General features: G+C 69.2%; 4 protein-coding genes. 3 read left to right on the top strand and 1 reads right to left on the bottom strand.

Translation table 11 applies throughout. The features are described from left to right. The first annotated feature begins 553 nt into the window (after window positions 1-553). The 3 genes from ABT085_RS43335 to ABT085_RS43325 all read left to right on the top strand — a co-directional run bounded on the left by ABT085_RS43335 (window position 554) and on the right by ABT085_RS43325 (window position 4,519). Window positions 554-2,095: a YbfB/YjiJ family MFS transporter gene (locus tag ABT085_RS43335; protein WP_351621821.1), complete on the top strand. Its 1,542-nt coding sequence runs from the start codon at window positions 554-556 to the stop codon at window positions 2,093-2,095. Between the two features lie 106 nt (window positions 2,096-2,201). Next, complete coding sequence (locus ABT085_RS43330; protein WP_351621818.1) at window positions 2,202-2,849, top strand: HD domain-containing protein; 648 nt, start codon at window positions 2,202-2,204, stop codon at window positions 2,847-2,849. 344 nt (window positions 2,850-3,193) lie between these two features. Then, window positions 3,194-4,519, top strand: a complete 1,326-nt coding sequence (locus ABT085_RS43325) for a serine hydrolase domain-containing protein (protein WP_351621810.1) — start codon at window positions 3,194-3,196, stop codon at window positions 4,517-4,519. Between the two features lie 601 nt (window positions 4,520-5,120). On the opposite strand, the gene ABT085_RS43320 is transcribed toward ABT085_RS43325, so the two are convergent. Further along, on the bottom strand, window positions 5,121-5,429 hold a 309-nt coding region (locus tag ABT085_RS43320; RefSeq protein ID WP_351621807.1), incomplete at its 5' end, for a TetR-like C-terminal domain-containing protein.

Genomic DNA, 5,429 nt, shown 5'->3' with positions numbered 1-5,429 from the left:
GTCCGGCGGGCGTGCCGGGCACCGGACCGGGGCCGGGCGAGGGCTGGACGGCAGGAAAGGTCGGGGGCGAGGGGGTCACGGCGCTGTTTCTCCTGGTGGGGCGAGGCAAATTTGCGGTACAGGAAGGGAACAACGGGTGGAGCCGGGTGGGGGTCGGCTGCCGGGACATGGCACCCACACTTCCGGACACGGCGGGCACCGGAGTGCGGCCCCCATCGGGGGGTGTCCCGATCCGTGGGTGTCCTGTCCCCGCGAGTGCTGCCGGACGGCGTGACGGCTGTCGTTGAATGAAGTGCGAGAGACGGGGAGTCGGCCATCCGGGCGGAGACCGGCTCCCCCTTCTTCTGTGCCCTCACCCCTCTGAAGGGGCGGGCCGGACCGATGTCCGGATGTGACAGCCGCATGTCCCGCAGTACAGCCACGGCGCAGGACGTGTGCCCGGTTGAGTCGAGTGTCCGGCCCACTGGGGCACGAGGAGGGACTGCCGAACGGGCGGTCCCGGTGATCGTTCGAGTTCGCGAGGAAAAGACGATGGAATCGTTCGGAGCGGGCACTGCTCGCCCGCGTTCGGAATACGTGGGCGACCGCACTGGGCTACATCATCGGCGCAGGAAGCGCCGCATGGTGGTCCAGGCGTCTGGGAGCCGGCCGCAGCTTCGTCCTGGGCATGATCATCAGTGCCCTGGCGCTGCTCGGCTCCGGCCCGAGCAGTGACTTCACGGCGCTGTCGGTTCTGCGCTTCGTCGGCGGCCTGGCCACCGCGGTGACCTTCGTCGTCGGCTCGGCCCTGGCGTCGCGCGTGCACACCGGCGGCCGCCAGCAGCGCTCGGCGGCCCTGGTCGGCGTCTATATGGCCGGCGTCGGCATCGGTGTCGTCGTCTCGGGCATCGTCGTACCCTCGGCGCTCACCGCGTGGGGTGCGTCCGGGTGGCACGCGGGCTGGCTCCTGATGGGCCTGCTGGCGCTGCTCGCCGCCGGACCCGCCGCCTGGGCGGCCAAGGCAGTGCCGCCGGCGCCCCCGGTCAGCGGGACGCAGCGCAGGTCCGGCCTGAGCGCAATGGCCCCATCGTTCATCTGGTACGTCCTGTTCGGTGCGGGCTACGTCTCGTACATGACCTTCGTCATTGCGCTGCTGCATGACCAGGGCATGAGTACCTGGAGCACCGCCGGGTTCTTCATCGTGCTGGGCGCCGCCAGTGCCCTGGCCACCCTGCTGGTGTGGGGCCGGATCGTCGGACGGCTGCGCGGCGGCATGGCGCTGGTGTCGGCCGTCGTGCTGGTCGGCGTGCTGCCGGTCCTGCTGTTCGACGGGCTGACCGCCGCGATGGTGTGCGCGGTCGTCTTCGGAGCGGGATTCATGGCCGGGCCGACCTCGATCACGGTGCTGGCCCGCCGCATGCTGCCGCAACACGCATGGACGTCCGCAATCGCCTGGCTGACCGTCGCGTTCAGCGTCGGCCAGGCCGTCGGCCCGCTGATCTCCGGCATCCTCTCCGACTCCGAGGGCGGCATCGCCAAGGGCCTGTGGCTGTCGGTGATTCCTCCTGGCCGTGTCGGCCGTCGTCGCGTTGGTCCAGCGCGAACGCCGGGCCGTCCCACCGCAGGAGCCTGCCGCCGCACCGGCCGCAGTCAAGCAGTAGTACCCGCAAGGAGCTTGGAGGCTGCAATGCCTGGACGAACCGTCACCGTCCGCGAGAGCGGACCGTACGCCGCCACGATCGGCGTCGGTCCGCACCGGCTGAGCGCCGACGAGCCCGAGCCGATCGGCACGGACGCCGGGCCCACCCCGGTCGAACTGCTCCTTGGCGCACTCGGTGCCTGTACCTCGATGACCGTGCGCATGTATGCAAAACGCAAGGGCTGGGATCTCACCCACGTCGATGTCAGGCTCCGGACGGACTCCCACGACGGTCCCCGCAAACGGATCGTCAAGGACGTCGAGATCTCTGGTGGCCTGGACGGGGAGCAGATCAGCGGGCTCGCAACGATCGCCGAGCACTGCCCCGTTCAGCGCATGCTGGGTGACTCGGTGTATGTCGACACCCGCACCGTTGCACGCCCCGGCCCAACCGCCGCGGCCGCGGCCGCGGCCTGAAGTCCGCACGCTGCGCGGACGGCCCCGCCCCCACACACAAGGCGAGGCCGTCCGCTCCCTGGCCCCCGGGCCCATCACACCGACCGACCCGTCACAGGAGGAACGCATGGCCGCCACCTCGGCCACGGCCGCAGGCATCACCGTGCCCGGCAGCAAACTGGCCCGTGAGGCCACCGAACTCGTCAGGGAAGCGGCCTCACCGACCGTCTTCCACCACTCCCGCCGCGTCTTCTTCTGGGGATCCCTGCGCGGACTGTCCCGCGGTCTGTACGCGGACCCCGAACTCCTCTACGTCGGCGCCCTCTTCCACGACCTCGGCCTGACGCAGCGTTACCGGCGCGACGACCAGCGCTTCGAGATCGACGGCGCAAACGAGGCCCGCCGCTTCCTGCACCAGCACGGCATCGGCCCGGACGACGCCCAGTTGGTGTGGCAGGCCATCGCACTGCACACCACCCCTGAGATTCCCTGGCACATGGCCCCCGAGGTCGCACTCGTGACCGCCGGGGTGGAGGCGGACGTCCTCGGCCTGGGCCTCGACGAGATCCATGCATCGGATCTCGCCGACGTCGTCTCCCTGCACCCGCGAGGCGACTTCAAGCGGCAGATCCTCAAGGAGTTCACCGAGGGTATCGCCCACCGCCCGCAGACGACGTTCGGCAACGTCAAGGCCGATGTGCTGGAGCGGTACGTGCCCGGGTACCGGCGCGAGAACTTCGTCGACATCATCCTGGACTCCGACTGGCCCGAGTGACGGGCCGGCACCGTGCATCGCCGGACAGCCCGGCAGTCGTGCCCCGGCCCGCCACGCGGTCTGCGGCACGACGTTCGTGGCTGCCTCTGCCGTCCAAAGCAGCGGCCGCCTGCGCGGCGCCCGGGCCCGCCCCGGCCGTGCGCAGCAGGCCGGCCGCCGTGCCGTGAGCGCACACCGGGGCGCGCCGTCTCCTCCGTTGGGTGAGAAGCATCCCTGCACCTCATTCGTCCGGGGGAGGCGGAAAAGCATTCCTGAGGCAGAGGGCGGGACGGTCCGCCGGCAGAACCATGGAAGAAGGACCGGGAGGCCGAAAAGGGGCCTCCCGCACGCTGAAAGGGCGCAGAATGCCTCACACGTCTTGGTTCGGTAACCCGGGACGCCACGCGGCCCGCCGTCGCACCGTCGGCGCGATCGGGGTGGTGGTGGCCGCTGGAGCGCTGCTGGCAGCAGGCCCGGCGGCACAGGCTTTCACCGGCGAGTCCGCCCACGCAACGACGAAGCCGGTTGCGGCCAAGCCTGTGATGCGGCAGCTGACCCCTGCGGTACGCGCACAACTCGACAGCGCCATCAAGGATGTCCTTCACACCACGGGCACACCCGGCGTGACCGTGGGCCTGTGGGCGCCGGGCAAGGGCAGCTACGTGCATGCCTTCGGCACGTCCGACAAGACGACGAACGCACCGATGTCCCCGAAGTTCAACATGCGCGTCGGCAGTGTCACCAAGACATTCACGGTCACGGCACTGCTGGAACTGGTCGACCAGAAGAAGGTAAAGCTGGACGACCCGATCTCGAAATACGTCCCCGGCGTCCCCGAGGGAAACCGCATCACCCTGCGCCACCTCGCGGAGATGCGCAGCGGCCTGTTCAATTTCATGCGTGACCCGGGCTTCGGCGAAATCATCACGGCCGACCCGAATCATGAGTTCACCATGGACGAGCTGCTGGCCTTCTCCTTCAAGCATCCGGTCGCCTTCACTCCCGGCACCCAGTTCCAGTACAGCAACACCAACACCCACCTGCTGTCCATGGTGATACAGAAGGTGACGGGCCAGTCGTTCAACAGCTATGTGAAGCGGCATGTGCTCAAACCCGCCGGCCTGACGAACACATTCATGCCGAAGGGCACCGAGTTCCCGGCGCCGCGCGCCCACGGCTACACCGACCAGACGGCGGACGGCTCGATCGTGGACGCGACCGAGTGGCGCCCGTCCGCATCGGGCCCTTCCGGGGCGATGATCTCGAACCTGAAGGACCTGCGGTCCTGGTCCTCCGCTCTGGTCAAGGGCACGCTGCTCTCCCCCGCCACACAGGCCGAGCGGATGAAGATGAAGTCGGTGGGCCTGCCGGGTCTCAGCTACGGCCTGGGAGTGTTCAACAACCACGGATGGATCGGCCACAACGGCTCACTGCCGGGCTATCAGACGGTGATGGTCTACCTTCCGGCGGCCAAGGCCACGCTCGTGGTGCACACCACCAGTGACGTCGTCTTCAAGAACGAGGAGCCGAGCATGATGTTCGCCCGGGCGGTCACCCGCATCGTGACGCCCAGGAACGTCTACGACATCCGGCTGCCCAAGCCCGCAGCTGCATCCGCCGCGAAGGCGCCCGGCTCCGTGCCGGCCTCACCCGCGGCCGTGTCGCCGAAGGCGGCGGCGTCCCGGCCCTGAGCAGCCACGGGGGACGGTACGACCCGGTCCCCCCGTGGTGAGGGGGAAGGGCGATGTGTCCCGGCCCGGCCGCCAAGTGCCGGGGCACATCACCTGGGTGACTGCTTCAGCCCGCGGGCCTCACGACGCTCCGCTCGACGCCCCTGCCCGCCTCGTCCCGGGCCGGACGTGCAGGGTCACGAAGCCGCCCTTCCCGTTGATGCCAGGTGCACGTCGAAGGCGGCGCCCGCACGCAAGCCATGGTGATCGCGTCGTTTGTGGTCGCCCCCACCCTGTGCTGCCACGGTGTTTGGTCGGTGCTGACGTACTCGGTCCGGGTGAAGCCGGATGGTACGAATCCGCCCCACTCGTCGAAAGTCGTCGGCTGCACGGCTGCAGGCGAGGCGCTGCCCGGACTCTCCGATTGCCGCAACGCCGACCACGAGGTCAGGCACGCCGCCCGGCGAGCGCGTCATGACGCTTCTTCGGCAGGGACGCGAAAAAATCCGGAAGGGAAGAGTCGCCGGCTAGCGCCGCATCAGACGACCTTTGCCCTGTTGTGCGGTGGTGACCTGCACCGTCCCCGGATCGGCAGAGCAGGTCCGACTTATGCGGTTGAGTCCTAACGGCTGGTTCCGTAGGCGGCCATGAACATGTCCAGCAGTCCGTCGACCGCGTCCTCGTCGATGGGGCGGGTCGACAGCAGACTGCGGTAGTACAGCGTGCCGCACAGCACTTCGGCGGCGAATTCCAGATTCGCTTCCGCGGTCAGTTCACCGGTGTGCTGGGCGCGGGTGATCCGGTCGAGGGTGCTCCGCTCGACGGTGGCCAGGAACCGTTCGTGCAGGGTCGCCCGCAGCACGGAATCGGCCTGCGCCTCGGCGATGACTGCACGGTAGACGGGGCCGATCGGCGGGCTGGAGAGGGCGAG

It is taken from the genome of Streptomyces sp. NPDC002265, from assembly GCF_040296125.1.
Classification (GTDB): Bacteria; Actinomycetota; Actinomycetes; order Streptomycetales; family Streptomycetaceae; genus Streptomyces.
The sequence above is the reverse complement of the archived record's forward strand: the minus strand, read 5'-3'. Positions and strand labels throughout refer to the sequence as shown.